This window comes from Salmonella sp. 741265116_PST (assembly GCF_046567715.1).
Lineage (GTDB): Bacteria > Pseudomonadota > Gammaproteobacteria > Enterobacterales > Enterobacteriaceae > Salmonella > Salmonella enterica.
Window position 1 is genome coordinate 206,408 of sequence record NZ_JBKFPH010000004.1, and the last position, 22,527, is coordinate 228,934.

General features: G+C 55.6%; 25 protein-coding genes and 1 pseudogene. 19 read left to right on the plus strand and 7 right to left on the minus strand.

Going from position 1 to position 22,527, the window contains the following annotated elements; genetic code table 11:
* The first annotated feature begins 5 nt into the window (after positions 1-5).
* The 7 genes from eutH to eutR are packed head-to-tail and all read left to right on the plus strand — an operon-like array spanning position 6 to position 7,196.
* A complete protein-coding gene (eutH, locus tag ACLD11_RS04975; protein WP_000512359.1) occupies positions 6-1,232 on the plus strand; it encodes an ethanolamine utilization protein EutH in 1,227 nt (408 codons plus the stop codon).
* Positions 1,229-2,632 (plus strand): ethanolamine ammonia-lyase reactivating factor EutA, encoded by a 1,404-nt coding sequence (gene eutA / locus ACLD11_RS04980; RefSeq protein ID WP_001097522.1) that lies wholly within the window; start codon positions 1,229-1,231, stop codon positions 2,630-2,632. Before eutH ends, eutA begins: the two co-directional genes overlap by 4 nt.
* An 11-nt stretch (positions 2,633-2,643) precedes the next feature.
* Complete coding sequence (gene eutB, locus ACLD11_RS04985; RefSeq protein ID WP_000769990.1) at positions 2,644-4,005, plus strand: ethanolamine ammonia-lyase subunit alpha; 1,362 nt, start codon at positions 2,644-2,646, stop codon at positions 4,003-4,005.
* Between the two features lie 18 nt (positions 4,006-4,023).
* Positions 4,024-4,920: an ethanolamine ammonia-lyase subunit EutC gene (gene eutC / locus ACLD11_RS04990; protein WP_000372344.1), complete on the plus strand. Its 897-nt coding sequence runs from the start codon at positions 4,024-4,026 to the stop codon at positions 4,918-4,920.
* A gap of 9 nt (positions 4,921-4,929) precedes the next feature.
* Positions 4,930-5,589, plus strand: coding sequence for an ethanolamine utilization microcompartment protein EutL (gene eutL, locus ACLD11_RS04995; RefSeq protein ID WP_411014619.1), 660 nt, complete (start codon positions 4,930-4,932; stop codon positions 5,587-5,589).
* A 12-nt stretch (positions 5,590-5,601) separates the two neighbouring features.
* Positions 5,602-6,096: an ethanolamine utilization microcompartment protein EutK gene (gene eutK, locus ACLD11_RS05000; RefSeq protein WP_000606271.1), complete on the plus strand. Its 495-nt coding sequence runs from the start codon at positions 5,602-5,604 to the stop codon at positions 6,094-6,096.
* Positions 6,097-6,143: 47 nt separating this feature from the next.
* Positions 6,144-7,196 carry an HTH-type transcriptional regulator EutR gene (gene eutR, locus ACLD11_RS05005; protein ID WP_411014620.1) on the plus strand — a complete coding sequence of 351 codons (1,053 nt, stop codon included), beginning with the start codon at positions 6,144-6,146 and terminating at the stop codon, positions 7,194-7,196.
* A 197-nt stretch (positions 7,197-7,393) separates the two neighbouring features.
* Here the strand turns inward: eutR and ACLD11_RS05010 are convergent.
* The 4 genes and pseudogenes from ACLD11_RS05010 to amiA form a co-directional block, all read right to left on the minus strand.
* Positions 7,394-7,456: pseudogene (locus ACLD11_RS05010) on the minus strand (hypothetical protein); the annotation flags it as partial.
* The gene (locus tag ACLD11_RS05015; protein WP_000994058.1) at positions 7,456-8,127 is read right to left on the minus strand and encodes a hypothetical protein; all 672 of its coding nucleotides are present in this window, start codon (positions 8,125-8,127) and stop codon (positions 7,456-7,458) included. The gene ACLD11_RS05015 and the pseudogene ACLD11_RS05010, both read right to left, overlap by 1 nt.
* A gap of 26 nt (positions 8,128-8,153) precedes the next feature.
* The gene (gene hemF, locus ACLD11_RS05020; RefSeq protein ID WP_000801339.1) at positions 8,154-9,053 is read right to left on the minus strand and encodes an oxygen-dependent coproporphyrinogen oxidase; all 900 of its coding nucleotides are present in this window, start codon (positions 9,051-9,053) and stop codon (positions 8,154-8,156) included.
* 2 nt (positions 9,054-9,055) lie between these two features.
* Positions 9,056-9,925 (minus strand): N-acetylmuramoyl-L-alanine amidase AmiA, encoded by an 870-nt coding sequence (gene amiA / locus ACLD11_RS05025; protein ID WP_000102880.1) that lies wholly within the window; start codon positions 9,923-9,925, stop codon positions 9,056-9,058.
* A 212-nt stretch (positions 9,926-10,137) separates the two neighbouring features.
* Between amiA and ACLD11_RS05030 the strand changes: the two genes are divergently transcribed.
* From ACLD11_RS05030 to cysM, 10 genes are all read left to right on the plus strand, one after another.
* Positions 10,138-10,563 (plus strand): GNAT family acetyltransferase, encoded by a 426-nt coding sequence (locus ACLD11_RS05030; RefSeq protein ID WP_000406008.1) that lies wholly within the window; start codon positions 10,138-10,140, stop codon positions 10,561-10,563.
* Positions 10,550-10,999: a DUF2919 domain-containing protein gene (locus ACLD11_RS05035; RefSeq protein WP_000842940.1), complete on the plus strand. Its 450-nt coding sequence runs from the start codon at positions 10,550-10,552 to the stop codon at positions 10,997-10,999. The genes ACLD11_RS05030 and ACLD11_RS05035 overlap by 14 nt, the downstream gene beginning before the upstream one ends.
* Before the next feature lie 61 nt (positions 11,000-11,060).
* Positions 11,061-11,636, plus strand: coding sequence for an RpoE-regulated lipoprotein (locus tag ACLD11_RS05040; protein WP_000838971.1), 576 nt, complete (start codon positions 11,061-11,063; stop codon positions 11,634-11,636).
* A 94-nt stretch (positions 11,637-11,730) separates the two neighbouring features.
* Positions 11,731-12,630, plus strand: coding sequence for a Dyp-type peroxidase (locus ACLD11_RS05045; RefSeq protein ID WP_411014621.1), 900 nt, complete (start codon positions 11,731-11,733; stop codon positions 12,628-12,630).
* A gap of 237 nt (positions 12,631-12,867) precedes the next feature.
* Positions 12,868-13,659 (plus strand): SDR family oxidoreductase UcpA, encoded by a 792-nt coding sequence (gene ucpA, locus ACLD11_RS05050; RefSeq protein WP_000517460.1) that lies wholly within the window; start codon positions 12,868-12,870, stop codon positions 13,657-13,659.
* Positions 13,660-13,816: 157 nt separating this feature from the next.
* The gene (cysP, locus tag ACLD11_RS05055) at positions 13,817-14,833 is read left to right on the plus strand and encodes a thiosulfate/sulfate ABC transporter substrate-binding protein CysP (protein WP_061379859.1); all 1,017 of its coding nucleotides are present in this window, start codon (positions 13,817-13,819) and stop codon (positions 14,831-14,833) included.
* Entirely contained in the window at positions 14,833-15,666 is an 834-nt protein-coding gene (gene cysT, locus ACLD11_RS05060; protein ID WP_000881746.1) for a sulfate/thiosulfate ABC transporter permease CysT, read from the plus strand. Before cysP ends, cysT begins: the two co-directional genes overlap by 1 nt.
* Entirely contained in the window at positions 15,666-16,541 is an 876-nt protein-coding gene (gene cysW, locus ACLD11_RS05065; RefSeq protein ID WP_150363424.1) for a sulfate/thiosulfate ABC transporter permease CysW, read from the plus strand. The genes cysT and cysW overlap by 1 nt, the downstream gene beginning before the upstream one ends.
* Positions 16,531-17,625 carry a sulfate/thiosulfate ABC transporter ATP-binding protein CysA gene (cysA, locus tag ACLD11_RS05070; protein ID WP_000021072.1) on the plus strand — a complete coding sequence of 365 codons (1,095 nt, stop codon included), beginning with the start codon at positions 16,531-16,533 and terminating at the stop codon, positions 17,623-17,625. Before cysW ends, cysA begins: the two co-directional genes overlap by 11 nt.
* A 120-nt stretch (positions 17,626-17,745) precedes the next feature.
* Positions 17,746-18,657, plus strand: coding sequence for a cysteine synthase CysM (cysM, locus tag ACLD11_RS05075; RefSeq protein WP_023223676.1), 912 nt, complete (start codon positions 17,746-17,748; stop codon positions 18,655-18,657).
* A gap of 32 nt (positions 18,658-18,689) precedes the next feature.
* On the opposite strand, the gene ACLD11_RS05080 is transcribed toward cysM, so the two are convergent.
* The 3 genes from ACLD11_RS05080 to ptsJ are packed head-to-tail and all read right to left on the minus strand — an operon-like array spanning position 18,690 to position 21,152.
* Entirely contained in the window at positions 18,690-19,067 is a 378-nt protein-coding gene (locus ACLD11_RS05080) for a YfeK family protein (RefSeq protein ID WP_000710731.1), read from the minus strand.
* A gap of 58 nt (positions 19,068-19,125) precedes the next feature.
* Entirely contained in the window at positions 19,126-19,845 is a 720-nt protein-coding gene (locus tag ACLD11_RS05085; RefSeq protein ID WP_411014622.1) for a type 1 glutamine amidotransferase, read from the minus strand.
* A gap of 14 nt (positions 19,846-19,859) precedes the next feature.
* On the minus strand, positions 19,860-21,152 hold the full coding sequence (ptsJ, locus tag ACLD11_RS05090) for a transcriptional regulator PtsJ (protein ID WP_411014623.1): 1,293 nt from the start codon (positions 21,150-21,152) through the stop codon (positions 19,860-19,862).
* Between the two features lie 82 nt (positions 21,153-21,234).
* On the opposite strand from ptsJ, the gene pdxK reads away from it, so the two are divergent.
* Positions 21,235-22,101 (plus strand): pyridoxine/pyridoxal/pyridoxamine kinase, encoded by an 867-nt coding sequence (gene pdxK / locus ACLD11_RS05095; RefSeq protein ID WP_411014624.1) that lies wholly within the window; start codon positions 21,235-21,237, stop codon positions 22,099-22,101.
* Positions 22,098-22,337, plus strand: coding sequence for a hypothetical protein (locus tag ACLD11_RS05100; RefSeq protein ID WP_000844543.1), 240 nt, complete (start codon positions 22,098-22,100; stop codon positions 22,335-22,337). Before pdxK ends, ACLD11_RS05100 begins: the two co-directional genes overlap by 4 nt.
* Positions 22,338-22,527 lie beyond the last annotated feature (190 nt).

Here is a 22,527-nt window from a genome sequence, read left to right on the forward strand (position 1 = left end):
GGGCTATGGGAATTAACGAAATCATCATGTACATCATGATGTTCTTTATGCTGATTGCCGCCGTGGACAGAATCCTGTCGCAGTTCGGCGGGTCGGCGCGCTTCCTCGGTAAATTCGGCAAGAGTATCGAGGGGTCTGGCGGCCAGTTTGAAGAGGGCTTTATGGCGATGGGCGCGTTGGGGCTGGCGATGGTCGGTATGACCGCGCTGGCGCCGGTGCTGGCGCATGTACTGGGGCCGGTTATTATCCCGGTATACGAAATGCTGGGCGCGAACCCATCCATGTTCGCGGGTACGCTGCTGGCCTGTGATATGGGCGGATTCTTCCTCGCCAAAGAGCTGGCCGGCGGTGATGTCGCGGCGTGGCTATACTCAGGGTTAATCCTTGGGTCGATGATGGGGCCGACCATTGTGTTCTCCATTCCGGTGGCGCTCGGCATTATCGAACCGTCTGACCGCCGCTACCTGGCGCTTGGCGTACTGGCGGGTATCGTCACCATTCCCATTGGCTGCATTGCGGGGGGATTGATCGCCATGTACTCAGGCGTGCAGATCAATGGTCAGCCAGTGGAGTTTACCTTCGCGCTGATCCTGATGAACATGATCCCGGTATTGATCGTCGCGGTGCTGGTAGCGCTGGGGCTGAAGTTCATCCCGGAAAAAATGATCAATGGCTTTCAGATCTTCGCCAAATTCCTCGTGGCGCTGATCACCATCGGTCTGGCGGCGGCGGTGGTTAAATTCCTGTTGGGCTGGGAGTTGATTCCGGGACTCGACCCGATCTTTATGGCGCCAGGCGACAAACCCGGCGAAGTGATGCGCGCCATTGAAGTGATCGGCTCTATCTCCTGCGTGCTGCTCGGCGCGTATCCGATGGTGCTGTTACTGACCCGCTGGTTTGAAAAACCGTTGATGAATGTCGGTAAACTGCTGAACGTAAATAATATTGCGGCGGCAGGCATGGTGGCGACCCTGGCGAACAATATCCCCATGTTCGGCATGATGAAGCAGATGGATACCCGCGGCAAAGTGATTAACTGCGCATTTGCCGTCTCTGCGGCATTCGCTCTGGGCGACCATTTAGGCTTCGCCGCTGCCAACATGAACGCCATGATCTTCCCGATGATCGTTGGCAAGCTGATCGGCGGCGTGACGGCGATTGGCGTGGCGATGATGCTGGTGCCGAAAGACGACGCCGCCCAGGTGAAAACCGAAGCGGAGGCGCAATCGTGAACACTCGCCAGCTACTGAGCGTCGGTATCGATATCGGCACCACCACCACGCAGGTGATCTTTTCGCGCCTGGAGTTGGTTAACCGTGCGGCGGTGTCGCAGGTGCCGCGCTACGAATTCATCAAACGCGACATTAGCTGGCAAAGCCCGGTCTTCTTTACGCCCGTGGATAAGCAGGGCGGTCTGAAAGAGGCCGAACTTAAAGCGCTGATTCTGGCCCAGTATCAGGCCGCAGGCATCGCGCCTGAATCGGTGGACTCAGGGGCTATCATTATCACCGGCGAAAGCGCCAAAACCCGCAACGCCCGTCCGGCGGTCATGGCGCTCTCGCAGTCGCTGGGCGACTTTGTGGTCGCCAGCGCCGGGCCGCATCTGGAATCGGTCATTGCCGGTTACGGCGCCGGGGCGCAAAGCTTGTCTGAGCAGCGGATGTGCCGGGTGCTGAATATTGATATCGGCGGCGGCACGTCTAACTACGCGCTGTTTGACGCGGGAAAAGTCAGCGGCACCGCCTGCCTTAACGTCGGTGGTCGCCTGCTGGAAACCGACGCTCAGGGGCGCGTGGTTTATGCCCATCAGCCGGGGCAGATGATTATCGATGAGGTGTTCGGTTCGGGTACTGATGCTCGCGCCTTAGCTGCCGCACAGTTGGGGCAGGTGGCGCGGCGGATGGCGGATCTCATCGTCGAGGTTATCACTGGCGCGCTCTCGCCGCTGGCGCAATCGCTGATGCAAACCGGGCTGCTGCCCGCCGATATTACGCCGGAGGTGATCACCCTTTCCGGTGGGGTCGGTGAATGCTACCGCAACCAACCTGCCGATCCGTTCTGTTTTTCCGACATTGGACCGCTGCTCGCCACGGCGTTGCATGAACATCCGCGCCTGCGCGAGATGAACGTGCAGTTTCCGGCGCAAACCGTACGCGCCACGGTGATTGGCGCGGGGGCCCATACGCTCTCGCTTTCCGGCAGTACTATCTGGCTGGAAGACGTCCAACTGCCGCTGCGCAACCTGCCGGTGGCGATCCCGCAGGATGACGCCGATCTGGTGAACGCCTGGCGGCAGGCGCTTCTCCAGCTTGATCTCGACCCGCAAACCGACGCTTACGTGCTGGCGCTTCCCGCCACGCTCCCGGTGCGTTACGCCGCATTACTCACGGTCATCAACGCGCTGACGGCTTTTGTCGCGCGTTATCCCAATCCACATCCCCTGCTGGTGGTGGCCGAGCAGGATTTTGGTAAAGCGCTGGGCATGTTATTGCGCCCACAGTTACCGCAACTTCCGCTGGCGGTCATCGATGAGGTGGTCGTGCGGGCGGGAGACTATATCGACATTGGTACGCCTCTTTTTGGCGGATCGGTTGTGCCGGTGACGGTGAAATCACTCGCATTTCCTTCCTGAGGGAACGACTTATGAAACTAAAGACCACATTGTTCGGCAATGTTTATCAGTTTAAGGATGTAAAAGAGGTACTGGCTAAAGCCAACGAACTGCGTTCGGGGGATGTGCTGGCCGGGGTTGCCGCGGCAAGTTCGCAGGAGCGCGTAGCGGCAAAACAGGTACTGTCGGAAATGACGGTGGCGGATATTCGCAACAATCCGGTGATTGCCTATGAAGAGGATTGCGTGACGCGCCTGATTCAGGACGACGTCAACGAAACGGCCTATAACCGGATTAAAAACTGGAGCATCAGCGAACTGCGCGAATACGTGCTGAGCGATGAAACCTCCGTGGACGACATCGCGTTTACCCGCAAAGGGCTGACCTCCGAAGTGGTGGCGGCAGTAGCGAAAATCTGCTCCAACGCCGACCTGATCTACGGCGGTAAGAAAATGCCGGTGATCAAAAAAGCCAATACCACCATCGGTATTCCGGGCACCTTTAGCTGCCGTTTGCAGCCGAACGATACCCGTGACGATGTACAGAGTATCGCCGCGCAAATCTACGAAGGGCTTTCTTTCGGCGCAGGCGATGCGGTGATCGGCGTTAACCCGGTGACCGATGACGTGGAGAACCTGACCCGCGTGCTCGACACCGTTTACGGCGTTATCGATAAATTCAATATTCCGACCCAGGGCTGCGTGCTGGCGCACGTCACCACCCAGATCGAAGCGATTCGTCGCGGCGCGCCGGGCGGACTGATTTTCCAGAGCATTTGCGGCAGCGAGAAGGGCTTAAAAGAGTTCGGCGTCGAGCTGGCTATGCTCGACGAAGCGCGGGCTGTGGGGGCGGAGTTCAACCGCATTGCCGGGGAAAACTGCCTGTACTTTGAAACCGGGCAAGGGTCTGCGCTCTCTGCTGGCGCGAACTTTGGTGCCGACCAGGTGACGATGGAAGCGCGTAACTACGGGCTGGCTCGCCACTACGATCCGTTCCTGGTGAACACCGTGGTGGGCTTTATCGGGCCGGAGTATCTCTATAACGATCGGCAGATTATCCGCGCCGGTCTCGAAGATCACTTTATGGGCAAGCTGAGCGGCATCTCGATGGGCTGCGACTGCTGCTATACCAACCATGCCGACGCTGACCAGAACCTTAACGAAAACCTGATGATTCTGCTCGCCACTGCCGGCTGTAACTACATCATGGGGATGCCGCTCGGCGACGACATCATGCTCAACTACCAGACCACCGCTTTCCACGATACCGCCACCGTCCGTCAGTTGCTGAATTTACGGCCATCGCCGGAGTTTGAACGCTGGCTGGAAACGATGGGCATTATGGCAAACGGTCGTCTGACCAAACGGGCGGGCGATCCGTCACTGTTCTTCTGATGACGCGGGGATAACACCATGGATCAAAAACAGATTGAAGAAATTGTACGTAGCGTGATGGCGTCAATGGGACAGGACGTACCGCAGCCCGTCGCGCCGTCAACGCAGGCAGGCGCAAAGCCGCAGTGCGCCGCGCCGACGGTGACCGAAAGCTGCGCGCTGGATTTAGGTTCCGCAGAGGCAAAAGCCTGGATTGGCGTCGAGAACCCGCATCGTGCGGACGTGCTGACCGAACTGCGTCGCAGTACTGCGGCACGCGTCTGCACGGGGCGTGCCGGGCCGCGTCCGCGCACCCAGGCGCTGTTGCGCTTCCTGGCGGATCACTCCCGTTCGAAAGACACCGTGCTCAAAGAAGTGCCGGAAGAGTGGGTAAAAGCGCAAGGGCTGCTGGAAGTGCGTTCGGAAATCAGCGACAAAAACCTGTACCTGACGCGCCCGGATATGGGGCGTCGCCTGAGCCCGGAAGCCATTGACGCGCTGAAGTCGCAGTGCGTGATGAACCCGGATGTGCAGGTAGTAGTCTCCGATGGCCTCTCTACGGATGCGATCACCGCCAACTATGAAGAGATCCTGCCGCCGCTGCTTGCCGGTCTGAAGCAGGCCGGGCTGAACGTCGGCACGCCGTTCTTTGTGCGCTATGGCCGCGTGAAGATTGAAGATCAGATTGGCGAAATTCTCGGCGCGAAGGTCGTCATCCTGCTGGTGGGCGAACGTCCGGGGCTGGGGCAGTCGGAAAGCCTCTCCTGCTACGCCGTCTATTCCCCGCGCGTGGCGACCACCGTCGAGGCCGACAGAACCTGTATTTCAAACATTCATCAGGGGGGGACGCCGCCAGTAGAAGCCGCCGCCGTGATTGTGGATTTGGCCAAACGGATGCTGGAGCAGAAAGCGTCCGGCATCAACATGACCCGTTAAGGAGACATCATGCCTGCATTAGATTTGATTCGACCTTCAGTGACTGCCATGCGCGTGATTGCCTCCGTGAATGACGGCTTTGCGCGGGAACTTAAATTACCGCCACATATACGTAGCCTCGGACTCATCACGGCAGATTCTGATGATGTGACCTATATTGCCGCTGACGAAGCGACAAAACAGGCGATGGTGGAAGTGGTCTATGGCCGCTCCCTCTATGCCGGAGCGGCTCACGGGCCGTCGCCGACCGCCGGTGAGGTGTTGATTATGCTGGGCGGACCGAACCCGGCGGAAGTGCGCGCCGGTCTGGATGCAATGGTCGCCAGCATTGAAAACGGCGCGGCGTTCCAGTGGGCGAACGATGCGGAAAATACCGCATTCCTGGCGCATGTGGTTTCGCGTACCGGCTCGTACCTCTCATCTACCGCAGGTATCGCGCTGGGCGATCCAATGGCCTATCTGGTAGCGCCGCCGCTGGAAGCGACATTCGGCATTGACGCGGCGATGAAATCCGCTGACGTTCAACTGGTGACTTACGTGCCGCCGCCGTCGGAAACCAACTATTCGGCCGCGTTCTTAACGGGAAGCCAGGCCGCGTGTAAAGCCGCCTGCAACGCCTTTACCGACACCGTGCTGGATATCGCCCGTAACCCTGTCCAGCGTGCGTAACGGAGGCTGCCAATGATCAATGCCCTGGGATTACTGGAAGTGGACGGAATGGTCGCCGCCGTCGATGCGGCGGATGCCATGCTGAAAGCGGCCAACGTGCGTTTGCTCAGTCATCAAGTGCTCGACCCTGGCAGGCTAACGCTGGTGGTGGAGGGCGATCTGGCGGCGTGTCGTGCGGCGCTGGATGCCGGAAGCGCCGCCGCGCAGCGCACAGGCCGTGTGATTAGCCGCAAAGAAATTGGTCGTCCGGAAGAGGACACCCAGTGGTTGGTTGGCGGGTTTGCGCGTGCGACAACGCCGACTGAGAAAGCGCCCCAGGTACCCGCAACGCCTGAGTTCGCTGAAGCGTTACTGGCGCTGCTGGCATCAGTACGCCAGGGAATGACGGCGGGAGAGGTTGCCGCGCATTTTGGCTGGCCGCTGGAGCAGGCCAGAAACGTGCTGGAACAACTCTTTTCTGACGGAGCGTTGCGTAAACGCAGTAGTCGCTATCGCATCAAAAATTAATCTGTCGGAGGGCCGGGCGTCCTGGCGGGCGTCCGGCATAGAAGATCATGAAAAAGACCCGTACAGCGAATTTGCACCATCTTTATCATGAAGCGTTACCCGAAGACGTTAAACTTACGCCCAGAGTCGAGGTGGACAATGTTCATCAGCGACGGACGACGGATGTCTATGAACATGCTCTGACTATCACCGCCTGGCAGCAGATCTACGATCAGTTACACCCGGGTAAATTTCATGGCGAGTTCACGGAAATCCTGCTTGATGAGATTCAGGTGTTCCGTGAATACACCGGCCTGGCGCTGCGTCAGTCGTGTCTGGTTTGGCCAAACTCTTTCTGGTTTGGTATTCCGGCGACGCGCGGCGAACAGGGATTTATCGGCGCGCAGGGGCTCGGCAGCGCCGAGATTGCCACCCGACCGGGAGGCACCGAGTTTGAACTGAGCACGCCGGATGATTACACCATTCTGGGCGTCGTTATCTCGGAAGATGTTATTTCCCGTCAGGCCACGTTTTTGCATAACCCGGAAAGGGTACTGCATATGCTGCGTAACCAGTTAGCGCTGGAGGTAAAAGAGCAGCATAAAGCGGCGCTGTGGGGCTTTGTGCAGCAGGCGCTGGCCACCTTCAGCGAGAGTCCTGAAACCCTGCATCAATCTGCGGTGCGTAAGGTCTTGAGTGATAATTTGTTGCTGGCGATGGGCACGATGCTGGAAGAGGCGAAGCCGATTCATAGCGCCGAAAGCATCAGCCATCAGGGATATCGTAGGCTACTGTCGCGGGCGCGGGAATATGTGCTGGAAAATATGTCGGAGCCGCTGACGGTGCTCGACTTATGTAACCAGCTACACGTAAGCCGTCGCACGCTGCAAAATGCGTTTCACGCCATTTTGGGCATTGGCCCCAATGCGTGGCTGAAACGTATTCGCTTAAACGCAGTACGCCGGGAGTTGATTAGCCCGTGGTCGCAGAGCGCCACGGTCAAAGATGCCGCGATGCAGTGGGGATTCTGGCATCTGGGGCAATTTGCCACCGATTATCAGCAATTATTTGCCGAAAAACCGTCGTTGACGCTGCATCAACGGATGCGGCAATGGGCTTGATATTGATGGGGAGGCTCTCCGGTTGCTGATAACGTGCGCGTGTCGGGAATTGCCCGGTGGCAGCTGGCGCCTTACCGGGCCTACGGATTCGCTGCCGTCTGTGGTTGGTAGCCCGGACAAGGCGCGCCAGCGCCGCCTCCGGGGAACCGCGCGCAACGTGCAAAACAGTTTTGTCATCAGGTCATGAGGATGAGCGTTTATGTTTGCTGATAAGACGTTGCCGTTGTTTGGCAGGAGGGGCAGATAAACCCGTAAAGCATCATAAATTCCCTTCAATCATGATGCTATCATATTGATGCAGAAGCGGTTGTATCCATTCTATAACATATTGAATAAAGGAAGCGTACTCTCCGTTGCTGCGCGCAATTATCAGCCAGTGCGAGATTATTTTCTCGCATTCAGCAAGTGTAAATTCATTCCAGCTTGTGTAATCAAAGGACTTATCCTCATGATTTCGTGGGTATAGCTTATTAATTCCAGCGGCCAGTATCTCAAAATCGGACTCGTAAATCATCAGACAGTCAACACTATAATCCCATCCCCCATCCGGATCTTCTTTATAAGGATAGATAAAACATCCAATTTTACTCTCTGTGCGGCGATGTCTTTTTCGTAGAGTTGTTCGGCGCCCTTTAAGATTAAAATCAAGGTAATAAGGTGGTATTGGGGTATGCAGTGCGGTGGTTATTGCGATCAGGAACTTAGACCACTCTTTATGGTGTATTTCGCGGCTACACCAATAATCGACATCAATATATTTTTCTGACCATCGTAGATCGCAATACTGTTTTTTATGGTTCACGTGGAACGTTGTATCTGTATGGTAATCGTTTATTTGTTGCGTTCCCCAGTATTCGCGAAAAAATTCAGCTAACCTGTTTTTTTGCTCTTCAGGGGATAATGAGGGCGCAGAGATGAGGCGGGCGTTCATTGCTACTTCCTTAATGTCATATGTGTTTAAATCCAGTCGCGTACCTGAATAAACTCGCTCAGCGCCGCTTCCGGGCTACCCGCTTCTGGCTGCCAGTCGTACTCCCAGCGCACCAGCGGCGGCATCGACATCAGGATAGATTCAGTGCGCCCGCCGGTTTGCAGACCAAACAGGGTGCCTCTGTCCCACACCAGATTGAACTCCACGTAGCGCCCGCGGCGATAAAGTTGAAAATTACGCTCCCGCTCGCCCCAGACCATCGCTTTGCGTCGTTCGACAATCGGTAAATACGCCTCGGTGTAGCCGTTGCCGACCGCCTGCATAAAAGCAAAACAGTGGTCGAAATCCGGCGTATTCAAATCGTCAAAAAACAGTCCGCCGATACCGCGCTGCTCGTTACGATGCTTGAGGAAAAAGTAGTCGTCGCACCACTTTTTATAGCGCGGATACACATCGTCGCCAAACGGCTGACACAGGTCGCGGGCGGTGCGGTGCCAGTGAACGGCATCCTCTTCAAAGCCGTAGTAGGGCGTTAAATCGAACCCGCCGCCAAACCACCACACCGGATCGGCGCCCGGTTTTTCGGCAATAAAAAAGCGCACGTTAGCATGGCTGGTGGGAATATACGGATTGTGCGGATGCACCACCAGCGATACGCCCATCGCTTCAAAGCTACGCCCGGCCAGTTCTGGCCGATGCGCGGTGGCGGATGCGGGCATCGCATCGCCGTGAACGTGAGAGAAATTAACGCCCGCCTGTTCGAAAATCCCGCCGTTGCGTAATACCCGGCTGCGTCCGCCGCCGCCCGCTTCGCGTCGCCAGCTATCTTCGACAAAGTTTGCGCCATCCACAGCGGATAACGTTTGGCAAATATCATCCTGCAGGCGTAGCAGAAACTGTTTTACGTGATGTGCATCGGGTTTCATGATTACCGTTTCTTCGTGTGTGCTTTCTGGTTATCAAACCAGTGAAAATAACTGATGATGCCGTTGGCGATCGCCGTAGCGATTTTCTGGCGAAACGCCGTCGTGCCCAGCAGGCGTTCTTCTTCCGGATTGGTAATAAACGAGGTTTCGACCAGTACCGACGGAATTGACGGTGATTTTAGCACCACGAAAGCCGCTTGTTCGGTAGTGCGGCTGTGTAATTTATGTATAGGTTTGATTTTCTTGAGAATATGCGAACCCAGCGTCAGACTGTTTTTAATCGTATCGGTTTGCACCAGATCAAACAAAACTTGTTGTAATAGATGATCCCGGTCAGTGGCTTTTTTACCCGCCACTTCGTCCGCGCGGTTTTCACGCTCGGAGAGATACTTCGCCATGGCGCTACTGGCCCCGCGGTTGGAAAGCGCAAAAACGGAAGCGCCCGCCGCTTTCGGGTTGGTAAAACCATCGGCATGAATGGACATAAACAGATCCGCGCCGTGCTTATGGGCGATTTCCACCCGATCGTACAGCGGAATAAAGGTATCCCCTGTCCGGGTTAAACGCGCATCGATTCCGTGATTTCGCAAAATAGCGCGTACGTTTTTGGCAATTGCCAGCACGACGTGTTTTTCCTGAGAACCGTTGCGGCCAATCGCGCCGGTATCGATGCCGCCGTGTCCGGGGTCGAGCATCACCAACCGTTTACTGCCGGTTTTTTTGGTTTTGGGTTTGCTGTGACCATTACTGGTTTTTAGCGTTTCTTCTTTGGCTATTGCGTGCGACATACCTGACAGCGTCAGGGCCGCCAGACCTGTTTTGAGTACCTGGCGGCGCGATGTGAGAGTTTTTAGGAGTTTAAAAGTGCTCATACGGCCTGAGTTGTGAAAATTAAGTTCAAGATGTTATATCGTATCGCGTAATCCGTTACGACGGTTGGTGATGAGAATTGTTTTACTTTTCATTTCAATACGTGACACATCGCCATTATGCCATTTTTTCCGCTACATCGCGTCAGATATTGGCTGAATCAGATGTTTGCGCCATAATCTTGGTTTTTCCACCCGAAAAGGCAACGAATACCATGGAAATACGCGTTTTTCGCCAGGAAGATTTCGAAGAGGTGATTACCCTCTGGGAGCGTTGCGACCTGCTGCGTCCATGGAACGATCCTGAAATGGATATTGAACGCAAGGTGAATCACGATGTCAGCTTGTTCCTCGTTGCGGAAGTTAGCGGCGAAGTCGTCGGTACGGTAATGGGCGGTTATGACGGGCATCGCGGCTCGGCGTATTACCTGGGCGTTCACCCGGAGTTCCGCGGGCGCGGCATTGCGAATGCGTTGCTTAACCGGCTGGAAAAAAAACTCATCGCCCGCGGGTGTCCGAAAATCCAAATTATGGTGCGTGATGATAACGACGTTGTGCTGGGCATGTATGAACGTCTGGGGTATGAGCATTCTGACGCCCTAAGTTTGGGTAAACGCCTGATTGAAGATGAAGAGTACTGAGTTTCATCCAGCCGATTATGATGTACACGGACGTTTACGCCTGCCGTTTCTGTTCTGGTGCGTACTGCTACTTCAGGCGCGCGCCTGGGTACTCTTTGTCATTGCCGGTTCATCCCGTGGACAGGGTAATACTTTGTTAAACTTTTTTTATCCCGACCATGACAATTTTTGGCTGGGGCTGTTGCCCGGCGTTCCGGCGGTAGTGGCATTTTTACTCAGCGGGCGGCGTGAAGCGGTTCCTGGTGTGTGGCGCTGGCTGCGCGGACTCCTGATCCTTGCTCAACTGGTGTCGTTGTGCTGGCTGCCGGTGATGTGGCTGGGTGGCGACCCGGTCAACGGCGTCGGGCTGGCGCTGCTGCTGGCGGACATCGTCGCGCTGATCTGGCTGTTAACCAATCAACGTTTGCGTGCCTGTTTTTCCCTTGAGAAAGAATAACGGCACTTTTTGGCGAACCCGCACTCCAACCAACGTTAATTAATAAAAGAAAGGAAGTGAGATGAAATCGCTGCGTTTGACTTTACTCGCACTGCCGCTGGCGCTGACCGGCTGCTCGACGCTCTCCTCGGTCAACTGGTCTGCCGCAAATCCATGGAACTGGTTTGGTTCCTCGACAGAAGTTACTGAGCAAGGCGTGGGAGCGCTGACCGCCGCCACGCCGCTGGAAGAGCCGGCTATTGCAGAGGCATTAGATGGCGATTATCGCCTGCGTAGCGGTATGAAAACCGATAACGGCAACGTGGTGCGCTTTTTCGAAGCGATGAAGGGCGACAGCGTCGCGATGGTGATCAACGGCGAGCAGGGCACCGTGAGCCGTATTGATGTGCTGGACAGCGACATCCCAACCGCCGCGGGGGGCAAAATCGGTACGCCGTTTAGCGACCTTTACAGCAAAGCGTTTGGTCACTGCGAGCCGGTTTCCAGCGATAGCCATACCAGCGTCGAATGTAAAGCTGAGGGAAGTCAGCATATTAGCTATGTTTTCTCCGGCGAGTGGAGCGGACCGGAAGGCTTAATGCCTCCTGATGACGTCTTAAAAAACTGGGACGTGCGCAAAATTATCTGGCGTCGTTAATTTGCGCCTGAACAAACCGCTTCGCTTAAAAACAAGGTAAAATAGCCTCCATTAATGCCACGACTGCGTGGCATTCTCATTTTCAGGAGGAATCATGTCTCAGGTTCAAAGTGGCATTTTGCCGGAACATTGCCGTGCGGCAATTTGGATTGAAGCCAATGTAAAAGGCGACCTGGACGCCCTGCGCGCGGCCAGCAGAACATTTGCCGATAAACTGGCGACCTTCGAAGTCAAATTTCCGGACGCCCATCTTGGGGCCGTTGTGGCGTTTGGCAACAATACCTGGCGTGCCCTGAGTGGCGGCATCGGGGCGGAAGAACTGAAAGATTTTATTCCTTATGGTAAAGGACTGGCGCCGGCCACGCAGTATGACGTGCTGATCCATATCCTTTCCCTGCGCCACGATGTGAATTTTTCTGTTGCCCAGGCGGCGATGGAAGCCTTCGGCGACGGTATCGACGTGAAAGAAGAAGTTCACGGCTTCCGTTGGGTGGAAGAACGCGATCTGAGCGGCTTTGTCGACGGGACAGAGAACCCGGCGGGCGAAGAGACGCGTCGTGAAGTGGCGGTGATCAAAGATGGCGTGGATGCCGGCGGCAGTTATGTGTTCGTGCAGCGTTGGGAACACAATCTCAAGCAACTTAACCGGATGAGTATTCACGATCAGGAGATGATGATCGGGCGTACCAAAGAAGCCAATGAAGAGATTGACGGCGATGCGCGTCCGGCAATATCTCACCTGAGCCGCGTCGATCTCAAAGAAGATGGCAAAGGGCTGAAGATTGTGCGTCAGAGCCTGCCATACGGCACCGCCAGCGGTACTCATGGTCTCTATTTCTGCGCTTACTGCGCACGCCTGCACAATATCGAACAGCAGCTTCTGAGTATGTTCGGCGATACCGACGGTAAACGCGACGCAATGCTGCGCTTCACCAAACCGGTGACTGGCGGCTACTATTTTGCGCCGTCGCTGGATCGCCTGTTAGCGCTATAAGGTAAAACCCTGTCGGATGGCAGCGCGAACGCTTTATTCGACCTACGATTGGTAGGCCTGATAAGCGCAGCACCATCAGGCAGAACAGCATAAAAATGCCCATCCCCGCCTCCGCGGGGATTTTTTTACCTAAGATTTACCTGAATTAGTGAGCTATTCCTCAGTACTTATTTGTTATTACTGTATTTTCAGTGTTAATGGAGTGTAAGACTCCATATTCAAAAGGAGACATTGAAAATGGGTAAACTCACGGGCAAGACAGCATTGATTACGGGCGCATCGCAGGGCATTGGCGAAGGGATCGCTCGCGTATTCGCACGCCACGGCGCGAACTTAATCTTGCTGGATATCTCCGATGAGATTGAAAAACTGGCGGATGAGCTGGGCGGGCGCGGACATCGCTGTACTGCCGTTAAGGCTGACGTCAGAGATTTTGCTTCGGTGCAGGCGGCGGTTGCGCGCGCCAAAGAGACTGAAGGTAGAATTGATATTTTGGTGAATAACGCTGGCGTGTGCCGTCTGGGCAACTTCCTCGATATGAGTGAAGAAGATCGCGATTTCCACATTGATATTAATATTAAAGGTGTCTGGAACGTCACCAAAGCCGTCCTGCCGGAGATGATTAAACGTAAAGATGGCCGCATTGTGATGATGTCTTCCGTCACGGGAGATATGGTGGCGGACCCGGGTGAAACGGCCTATGCGCTGTCAAAAGCCGCCATTGTCGGTTTAACCAAATCGCTGGCGGTAGAGTATGCGCAGTCCGGTATTCGTGTGAATGCCATTTGCCCCGGTTATGTAAGAACGCCGATGGCGGAAAGCATTGCCCGTCAGTCTAACCCTGACGATCCGGAATCGGTATTAACGGAAATGGCAAAAGCTATTCCGCTACGCCGTCTTGCCGATCCGCTGGAAGTAGGGGAACTGGCGGCATTTCTGGCTTCCGATGAGTCCAGCTATCTTACCGGAACGCAAAACGTCATTGATGGCGGCAGTACCCTGCCTGAAAGCGTAAGCGTAGGCGTCTGATTGATGCCGGTCTCCTCCCCGCGCCGCGTGGGGAGGGATTCTCTTATTCCCTTTTCAACTTTCAAATCATCAAACGGTATATAAAACCGTTACTCCTTTAGCGCTGGTTATAAATATGATGACCATAAGAAAGTCATTAAATTTATAAGGGTGCGCAATGGCCGTTAACTTACTGAAAAAGAGACCCCTGACGCTGGCAGCAATGCTGTTACTGGCAGGGCAGGCGCAGGCAACGGAGCTGCTTAACAGCTCATACGATGTCTCCCGCGAGCTGTTTGCCGCCCTTAACCCGCCGTTTGAGCAACAATGGGCGAAGGATAACGGCGGCGATAAGCTGACGATTAAGCAGTCTCATGCCGGGTCATCAAAACAGGCGCTGGCGATTTTGCAGGGACTGAAGGCAGACGTCGTCACCTACAATCAGGTGACCGACGTACAGATTCTTCATGATAAAGGCAAACTGATCCCTGCCGACTGGCAAAGCCGTCTGCCGAACAACAGTTCGCCATTCTATTCCACGATGGGCTTCCTGGTGCGCAAGGGGAACCCCAAAAATATTCACGACTGGAGCGATCTTGTACGTTCCGACGTGAAGCTGATTTTCCCTAACCCGAAAACCTCTGGCAACGCCCGTTACACGTATCTGGCGGCATGGGGCGCGGCGGATAACGCGGACGGCGGCGATAAAGCCAAAACCGAACAGTTTATGACCCAGTTCCTGAAAAACGTCGAAGTGTTTGATACCGGCGGTCGCGGCGCTACGACTACCTTTGCCGAGCGTGGTCTGGGCGATGTGCTGATTAGTTTTGAATCGGAAGTGAACAACATCCGCAAACAATATGAAGCCCAGGGATTTGAAGTGGTGATCCCGAAAACGAACATTCTTGCTGAATTCCCGGTCGCCTGGGTAGATAAAAACGTGCAGGCCAACGGCACAGAAAAAGCCGCCAAAGCTTACCTGAACTGGCTGTATAGCCCGCAGGCGCAGACCATCATCACCCATTACTACTACCGCGTGAATAACCCGGAAATCATGGGCAAGCAAGCAGATAAATTCCCGCAGACCGAACTGTTCCGCGTGGAAGAAAAATTTGGCACGTGGCCTGAGGTGATGAAAACGCACTTTGCCAGCGGCGGCGAGCTGGACAAACTGTTGGCGGCGGGGCGTAAGTAATGCTTGCCGTTTCTTCCCGACGCGTGCTGCCCGGCTTTACGTTAAGCCTCGGCACCAGTTTGCTGTTTGTCTGCCTGATCCTACTGTTGCCGTTGAGCGCGCTGGTGATGCAGCTCTCACAGATGAGCTGGTCGCAATACTGGGATGTCGTGACCAACCCACAGGTGGTGGCTGCTTATAAAGTGACGCTACTGGCGGCATTTGTGGCATCGATTTTTAACGGCGTGTTTGGCCTGCTGATGGCGTGGATTTTAACCCGCTACCGTTTTCCAGGGCGCACGTTGCTGGATGCGCTGATGGATCTGCCATTTGCGCTGCCGACAGCGGTAGCGGGATTAACGCTGGCCTCGCTGTTCTCAGTGAACGGTTTCTACGGTCAGTTTCTCGCGCAGTTTGATATCAAAGTGACCTATACCTGGCTCGGTATTGCGGTGGCGATGGCCTTTACCAGCATTCCATTTGTGGTGCGCACCGTCCAGCCGGTACTGGAAGAGCTGGGGCCGGAATATGAAGAAGCGGCACAAACGCTGGGGGCCACCCGCCTGCAAAGTTTTCGCAAAGTCGTGCTGCCTGAGCTGTCGCCTGCGCTGATTGCCGGCGTGGCACTCTCTTTTACCCGTAGCCTGGGCGAGTTTGGCGCGGTGATTTTTATCGCCGGAAATATCGCCTGGAAAACAGAAGTGACCTCGCTGATGATTTTTGTGCGTTTGCAGGAGTTTGATTACCCCGCCGCCAGCGCCATTGCCTCGGTGATCCTTGCGGCATCCTTGCTACTGCTGTTCTCTATCAATACTTTGCAAAGTCGCTTTGGTCGACGTGTGGTAGGTCATTAATGGCGATCGTTGCTCAATTGAAGCGATACAACGTCCCCCGTATTAACTGGGGAAAATGGTTTCTGATTGGCGTCGGGATGCTGGTTTCGGCGTTTATCCTGCTGGTGCCGATGATTTACATCTTCGTGCAGGCGTTCAGCAAAGGGTTAATGCCGGTACTGCAAAATCTGGCCGATCCGGACATGCTGCACGCCATCTGGCTGACGGTGTTGATTGCCTTGATCGCAGTGCCGGTGAATCTGGTGTTCGGCATTCTGCTGGCGTGGCTGGTGACGCGCTTTAACTTCCCCGGACGTCAGCTACTGCTGACTCTGCTGGATATTCCCTTCGCCGTCTCGCCGGTGGTGGCCGGTCTGGTTTATCTGCTGTTTTATGGCTCCAACGGCCCGTTGGGCGGCTGGCTGGATGAGCATAATTTGCAAATGATGTTCTCCTGGCCGGGGATGGTACTGGTTACTATTTTTGTCACCTGTCCGTTTGTGGTGCGCGAACTGGTGCCAGTGATGCTCAGCCAGGGCAGTCAGGAAGATGAGGCGGCGATTTTACTGGGCGCATCCGGTTGGCAAATGTTTCGTCGCGTGACGTTGCCGAATATTCGCTGGGCGCTACTCTACGGCGTGGTGTTAACCAACGCCCGCGCGATTGGCGAGTTTGGCGCGGTGTCGGTGGTGTCCGGCTCGATTCGCGGCGAAACGTTATCGCTACCGTTACAGATTGAATTACTGGAGCAGGACTACAACACCGTCGGCTCCTTTACCGCCGCCGCATTGTTGACGCTAATGGCGATTATTACCCTGTTTTTGAAGAGCATGTTGCAATGGCGTCTGGAGAATCAGGAAAAACGCGCGCAACAGGAGGAAAATCATGAGCATTGAGATCGCCAGAATTAAGAAATCGTTTGGTCGTACTCAGGTACTGAATGATATCTCGCTGGATATTCCTTCCGGCCAGATGGTTGCCTTGTTGGGGCCGTCTGGTTCCGGCAAAACGACGCTGCTGCGCATTATTGCCGGGCTGGAACATCAGTCCAGCGGTCATATTCGTTTCCACGGTACGGACGTTAGCCGCCTGCACGCGCGTGAGCGTAAAGTCGGTTTTGTGTTTCAGCACTATGCGCTGTTTCGCCATATGACGGTGTTTGACAACATCGCTTTTGGCCTGACGGTGCTGCCGCGACGCGACCGCCCAACTGCGGCGGCGATTAAAACGAAAGTGACGCAATTGCTGGAGATGGTGCAACTGGCGCACCTCGCGGATCGCTTCCCCGCCCAGCTTTCCGGCGGACAAAAACAGCGCGTGGCGCTGGCGCGCGCGCTTGCCGTAGAACCGCAAATTCTACTGCTGGATGAACCCTTTGGCGCGCTGGATGCCCAGGTACGTAAAGAGTTACGTCGCTGGTTGCGCCAGCTACATGAAGAACTGAAATTCACCAGCGTCTTTGTCACCCACGATCAGGAAGAAGCGACGGAAGTGGCGGATCGGGTGGTGGTGATGAGTCAGGGCAATATCGAACAGGCTGATGCGCCGGATCGGGTGTGGCGTGAACCGGCAACCCGCTTCGTACTGGAGTTTATGGGCGAGGTGAACCGCCTGACAGGCACCGTCCGCGGCGGGCAGTTTCACGTTGGCGCGCATCGCTGGCCGCTGGGTTATACGCCCGCGTACCAGGGGCCGGTCGATCTGTTCCTGCGTCCGTGGGAGGTGGATATTAGCCGCCGCACCAGCCTGGATTCTCCGCTACCAGTACAGGTCATTGAGGCCAGCCCGAAAGGTCACTATACACAGCTAGTGGTGCAGCCGCTGGGGTGGTATCACGATCCGCTGACGGTGGTGATGGCGGGTGACGACGTCCCGCAGCGCGGCGAGCGTTTGTTTGTCGGCTTACAGAACGCACGTCTCTATCATGGCGACCAGCGTATTGAGCCCCATGAGGCGCTTGCTCTTGCGGAGTCTGCCTGATAGGTTAATTTGCATAGTTATCGCCCGGTGGCGCTTCGCTTACCGGGCCTACAGCGTATATCGTGATTTTGTAGGCCGGGTAAGCACAGCGCCACCCGGCATTTTTATTGAGCTGAAAACGTGAATACATTAGAACAAACCATCGGCAATACGCCACTGGTCAAATTACAACGTCTGGCGCCGGATAACGGCAGTGAAATCTGGGTCAAGCTGGAAGGCAATAATCCAGCAGGATCGGTGAAAGATCGCGCGGCGCTATCGATGATTGTCGAGGCGGAAAAGCGCGGGGAAATTAAACCGGGCGATGTCCTGATTGAAGCGACCAGCGGCAACACTGGCATTGCGCTGGCGATGATCGCCGCGCTGAAAGGTTATCGCATGAAGCTGTTGATGCCAGACAACATGAGCCAGGAGCGTCGGGCGGCAATGCGGGCCTATGGCGCGGAACTGATACTGGTCACTAAAGAGCAGGGAATGGAAGGGGCGCGCGATTTAGCGCTCGCTATGTCTGAACGAGGCGAGGGTAAACTGCTCGATCAGTTTAATAATCCTGATAATCCCTACGCCCACTACACGACCACCGGCCCGGAAATCTGGCGGCAAACGCAGGGGCGGGTAACGCATTTTGTCTCCAGCATGGGCACGACCGGCACCATTACCGGCGTGTCGCGTTTTCTGCGCGAGCAGGAAAAGCCGGTCACTATCGTTGGCCTGCAACCGGAAGAGGGCAGCAGTATTCCGGGCATTCGCCGCTGGCCTGCGGAATATATGCCAGGGATTTTCAACGCCAGCCTGGTGGACCAGGTGCTGGATATTCATCAGAATGATGCCGAAAACACCATGCGTGAACTGGCCGTTCGTGAAGGGATTTTCTGCGGCGTCAGCTCTGGCGGCGCGGTAGCGGGTGCGTTACGCGTCGCACGAGCCACGCCCGGTGCGATAGTGGTGGCGATCATCTGCGATCGCGGCGACCGTTACTTGTCTACCGGCGTGTTTGGTGAAGAGCATTTCAGCCAGGGGGCGGGGATTTAAACGAGGTGCCATCGTCGTATGGCACCCGTGTGTTATAGCGTTTTATCCGTTTCCGCAATAAGCGCATGTAAATAAGGCTGCGCGTTTTCATCGCTTTTACCGGGAATTTTTACGATATAGGGCTTTCCGGTGATGGACGACGACGACGCGACTTTATCGATAAACTGTTCGGCGGTGTCGATACGATTGCGTGTGTTACCCAGTTTTAAGCGCAGGTGCGATACGGCTTCCTCGCAGTTATGCGCATCACCGTTACGAACGAAGGTCAGATCCTTTTTCTGCGCCAGCGCATTCAGCATGGCGTTAATGCGCGCTTCTTCGTGGGCGTTTAGCTTCGCCCAGGCGGGTAGGGTCAGCAGGAGCGCAACGACGGCGCAGACAATTTTCTTCATGGTAAAATCCTTTTTCATGCGATAATCACTGCACCTCAGACCGTTAGCCGGGTAATAAGTTGCACTCCTGGTGTGGTTATTTCTGTGAGTGCGCCAGCGTGAGTTCATCCAGAAAACGCCACAGCTTTTCATTCATCTGCTGATAATTCCATGCGCGCATCTCGGCGACCGAGCGGATAAAACGCATCCCTTGCGCGTCGGCCAGCTCCTGCTGCGAATGTTGGATTAATCCTTCAACCGCCTCGACGGTAAATTCCATATGACACTGGAAGCCGTAGACAAAATTACCGTACTGCACTATCTGACGTGGACAGCCGGCACTTTCGGCCAGCACGGTCGCCTGATCGGTGAGTCCTGGCATATCGTTGTGCCAGTGGCCGACGGTTAACGGGGAGCCAAAGTGGGTGATAAGCGGATGCCGCAGACCGGCTTCAGTGAGCGTAATAGGGTAGTGACCAATCTCTTTTTCCGGACTTTGGCACACAGCGGCGCCCAGCGCCTCGCCAATGAGCTGTGAACCAAGACAAATGCCGATAACCATTCGCCGGGCCGTAATCGCCTGATTAATTAAGTGCTGTTCGGCGCGAGAGTCAAAGTATGGGCACTCTTCGCGGGTGGTGCGCGGCGACTGCGGACCGCCAAATACCACGAGCATATCGAACTCATCGGCATTGGGCGGTAGCGCTTCTCCGGCATAGACGCGCGACCATGAAATGGTATAACCGCGATCTTCAGCCCATTTCAGATAAGCGCCAGCGGATTCAAACGACTCATGGACAACAAAATGAACTCGCACGTTATTTTCTCCTGTTAGCGATTTAGCGCCTGATGGATATCAGCCGCCAGCGTGTTGATCTCGCTGTCATTTAATGTCGACAGCGTGATACGTAGACCGTGAGACGGCGCGCTTACGCCAAAGGCTTCTCCTTCACGTACCAGCCAGCCGGATTTTGCCAGCGTAAACGCGGTAGCCTGGCTATGGGTGTCCAGTGGGAGCCAGGCATTCACGCCGTCGCCGGGAGAAATGGCGATGCCATATTGCTGTAGGGCGCGGGCCAGTTTTTGTTGCCGGGCGGCGTAAAACAGCCGCGTTTGCGCCAGCCTGTGCTGATACTCAGGGTCGGTCAGGCAGGCGTAGACCAGATCCTGTAACAGATGGCTGACCCACTGACTACCGGCATTTAGCCGCAGCCGAAGTTTTGCCGAGGTCGCGCTGTCGCTGGCGACAATAGCAAGACGTAAATCGGGGCCGAGGGCTTTGGAAACGGAGCGTATCACCGCCCAGTGTTGCGTTGTCTGCGCAATAACCGGCTGCCAGGGCGACGAAGAAAGTAGAGCGAAGTGATCGTCGATAATGACCAGTACCTGAGGGTAACGCGCCAGCATATTTTGCAGCGCAGCGGCGCGGCGAGCGCTCAGGCTACAGCCGGTAGGGTTGTGTGTGCGCGGCGTTAAGATCACTGCCCGCGCGCCCTGGTTTAGCGCCTGTTCCAGCTTTTCAGGCTGCATTCCTTCGCTATCCACACTGACCGGGCTGGCGCTAAAACCGGCATAGCGCAGCATATTGATACTGCTTAAAAAACAGGGATCTTCCACCGCGACGCTGTCGCCCGGCAGCAGATGCGCGCAAAGCAGTCTTTCAATGGCGTCGATAGCTCCGCTGGTGATATCAATTTCGCCTGCGACAGGGGTGGCATCCCGTAGCCAGCGCGCCGCCCAGGCGTGTAGTTCAGGGGAAACGGGCGCATCGCCGTAGAGATGCGGCGTGCGGCTGAGACGGGCAAAATAACGGCTGAGGTCAGGCAAACGCTGCGGATCGGGATTGCCGCCGGAAAGGTCGTGCAGAGGCGTATGCGGATCGCCGCCTTCCAGCGCTACGGGAGACGGACTGCCTTTAATCACCGTTCCATTGCGGCCTAAACTTTGCGCCAGTCCCGCCGTTATCAGCCGTTTATACGCCGCTGCGACGGTATTGCGGTTCACCTTTAATTCGCTTGCCAGCTCCCGTACCGGCGGGAGCGAATCCTCCGCCCGTAACGTGCCGGCGATAATGTGTTGACGGATACTGTCAAAAATTTCGTTAGCGGTTTTTCCGTCGATCATTATTGACCTATGACAAAATGAATTTTAGCATATGACAATGATAATGAGGCGGTAGCCTGCTGTCCAGCGAGAGGAAAATTTTATGGGACAAGAGAGTGATATTCAGTCAGTGCTCTTCAACGACAACCATCGGGCGTTACAGACCGATATCGTCGCCGTCCAGTCACAGGTCGTGTACGGCAGCGTAGGCAACAGCATCGCTGTTCCGGCCATTAAAGCGCAGGGACTACGCGTGACGGCGGTCCCGACGGTGCTATTCAGCAATACGCCGCACTATAAAACGTTTTATGGCGGCATTATTCCCGCCGAGTGGTTTGCAGGCTACCTTACGGCGTTGAATGAGCGCGATGCGCTACGTGAATTAAAAGCGATTACCACCGGTTACATGGGCAGCGCAGACCAAATTGTCTTGCTTTCGAAGTGGCTAATGGCGATCCGGGCTTCGCATCCGGAGGTGTGTATTCTTGTCGATCCGGTCATTGGCGATACCGACAGTGGAATGTATGTGCAGGCGGAAATTCCGCAGGCTTATCGCACACATTTGTTGCCGCAGGCGCAGGGGCTAACGCCGAACGTATTTGAGCTGGAGATGCTGAGTGGTAAACCGTGCCGCACGCTGGAAGAGGCGGTGGCGGCGGCGCAATCGCTGCTTTCCGATACGCTGAAATGGGTGGTTATCACCAGCGCGCCGGGCGAATCTCTGGAGACCATAACGGTTGCGGTCGTTACTGCGCAGGTCGTGGAGGTCTTTGTCCATCCGCGGGTGGCGACGGAATTAAAAGGGACGGGAGATCTCTTCTGCGCCGAGCTGGTCAGCGGTATTGTGCAGGGAAAAAAACTGACGACCGCGGCAAAAGATGCGGCGCAGCGCGTGCTGGAGGTGATGACCTGGACACAGCAGTGTGGCTGTGATGAGTTAATTCTGCCGCCGGCAGGGGAGGCGCGATGAAGAGTTATCGGCTGGTGGTTCGCCAGCAGGGACGTATCGTGGGGCATTTTGAAACGAGCGGGCTGGACGCGCTGGAAGATATTTGCGTAGCGCGGGCGATGTTTGGCATCACTGGCGGCTATCAGTGCGAGTTGCAAGTGTCCGATTCCGAACGCAGGATGCTGGAGAGTGGCCCGAATGGGATGAAGATCCTGATGCGCGAGAAGTGCTTTCGCCCGGTGACCTCGCAGTTGTAACCCGTGGATTGGCGCTGAAATGTTCGCAACCTTGTAGGCCTGATAAGCGTAGCGCCATCAGGCAGTGCGCCGCACCATCGCCGGATGGCGGCGCAAGTACAGGCAAAAAAAATGGCGCCCAAAGGCGTAATGCCAGTCAGTTAAGCAACTGACTGGCTTTTTTATCCGCTTTTGGGTACTTCCAGGGTCT

What these genes read in the sequence shown, in the direction of transcription:
- eutH (WP_000512359.1), top strand. Translation starts at nt 6, where the DNA reads ATGGGAATTAACGAAATCATCATGTACATCATGATGTTCTTTATGCTG.
- eutB (WP_000769990.1), top strand. Translation starts at nt 2,644, where the DNA reads ATGAAACTAAAGACCACATTGTTCGGCAATGTTTATCAGTTTAAGGAT.
- eutC (WP_000372344.1), top strand. Translation starts at nt 4,024, where the DNA reads ATGGATCAAAAACAGATTGAAGAAATTGTACGTAGCGTGATGGCGTCA.
- eutL (WP_411014619.1), top strand. Translation starts at nt 4,930, where the DNA reads ATGCCTGCATTAGATTTGATTCGACCTTCAGTGACTGCCATGCGCGTG.
- eutK (WP_000606271.1), top strand. Translation starts at nt 5,602, where the DNA reads ATGATCAATGCCCTGGGATTACTGGAAGTGGACGGAATGGTCGCCGCC.
- eutR (WP_411014620.1), top strand. Translation starts at nt 6,144, where the DNA reads ATGAAAAAGACCCGTACAGCGAATTTGCACCATCTTTATCATGAAGCG.
- ACLD11_RS05015 (WP_000994058.1), bottom strand. Translation starts at nt 8,127, where the DNA reads ATGAACGCCCGCCTCATCTCTGCGCCCTCATTATCCCCTGAAGAGCAA.
- hemF (WP_000801339.1), bottom strand. Translation starts at nt 9,053, where the DNA reads ATGAAACCCGATGCACATCACGTAAAACAGTTTCTGCTACGCCTGCAG.
- amiA (WP_000102880.1), bottom strand. Translation starts at nt 9,925, where the DNA reads ATGAGCACTTTTAAACTCCTAAAAACTCTCACATCGCGCCGCCAGGTA.
- ACLD11_RS05030 (WP_000406008.1), top strand. Translation starts at nt 10,138, where the DNA reads ATGGAAATACGCGTTTTTCGCCAGGAAGATTTCGAAGAGGTGATTACC.
- ACLD11_RS05035 (WP_000842940.1), top strand. Translation starts at nt 10,550, where the DNA reads ATGAAGAGTACTGAGTTTCATCCAGCCGATTATGATGTACACGGACGT.
- ACLD11_RS05040 (WP_000838971.1), top strand. Translation starts at nt 11,061, where the DNA reads ATGAAATCGCTGCGTTTGACTTTACTCGCACTGCCGCTGGCGCTGACC.
- ACLD11_RS05045 (WP_411014621.1), top strand. Translation starts at nt 11,731, where the DNA reads ATGTCTCAGGTTCAAAGTGGCATTTTGCCGGAACATTGCCGTGCGGCA.
- ucpA (WP_000517460.1), top strand. Translation starts at nt 12,868, where the DNA reads ATGGGTAAACTCACGGGCAAGACAGCATTGATTACGGGCGCATCGCAG.
- cysP (WP_061379859.1), top strand. Translation starts at nt 13,817, where the DNA reads ATGGCCGTTAACTTACTGAAAAAGAGACCCCTGACGCTGGCAGCAATG.
- cysT (WP_000881746.1), top strand. Translation starts at nt 14,833, where the DNA reads ATGCTTGCCGTTTCTTCCCGACGCGTGCTGCCCGGCTTTACGTTAAGC.
- cysW (WP_150363424.1), top strand. Translation starts at nt 15,666, where the DNA reads ATGGCGATCGTTGCTCAATTGAAGCGATACAACGTCCCCCGTATTAAC.
- cysA (WP_000021072.1), top strand. Translation starts at nt 16,531, where the DNA reads ATGAGCATTGAGATCGCCAGAATTAAGAAATCGTTTGGTCGTACTCAG.
- ACLD11_RS05080 (WP_000710731.1), bottom strand. Translation starts at nt 19,067, where the DNA reads ATGAAAAAGGATTTTACCATGAAGAAAATTGTCTGCGCCGTCGTTGCG.
- ptsJ (WP_411014623.1), bottom strand. Translation starts at nt 21,152, where the DNA reads ATGATCGACGGAAAAACCGCTAACGAAATTTTTGACAGTATCCGTCAA.
- pdxK (WP_411014624.1), top strand. Translation starts at nt 21,235, where the DNA reads ATGGGACAAGAGAGTGATATTCAGTCAGTGCTCTTCAACGACAACCAT.
- ACLD11_RS05100 (WP_000844543.1), top strand. Translation starts at nt 22,098, where the DNA reads ATGAAGAGTTATCGGCTGGTGGTTCGCCAGCAGGGACGTATCGTGGGG.